A 284-nucleotide genomic window follows, 5' to 3' on the forward strand; every position below is an offset into this window, starting at 1 on the left:
GACCTGGAAAGAATGCTGCATCTGTTCAGCGGCAAACCGATCCCCGACAGCCGGGAAAATATCATCATTCGGCTGGATGATCACATCCGCTCCGTTCAGGGCAAAGCGTGCTATGAAGATGAGATGTTCAGCATCAGATACTTTAAGAAGGGCTCCGCACACATCACGTTCAGGAAACCAGAACTGGTTGACAGGCTAAATGACATAATTGCCAGGCACTATCCAAATGTATTAGCAGACAGGTAATGTGGCCTTGCCCCGCTATTAAACATGTCATATTTTTG

1 protein-coding gene is annotated in these 284 nt (G+C 47.2%); it reads left to right on the top strand.

Annotation, left to right across the window (positions count from 1 at the left end; translation table 11 throughout):
* Positions 1-246: DUF4942 domain-containing protein (locus tag LZP73_RS20710; RefSeq protein WP_146713528.1), on the top strand; the 246-nt coding region annotated here is incomplete at its 5' end.
* Between the last annotated feature and the right edge of the window lie 38 nt (positions 247-284).

It is taken from the genome of Shewanella sp. AS16 (genome assembly GCF_021412365.1).
Lineage (GTDB): Bacteria > Pseudomonadota > Gammaproteobacteria > Enterobacterales > Shewanellaceae > Shewanella > Shewanella salipaludis.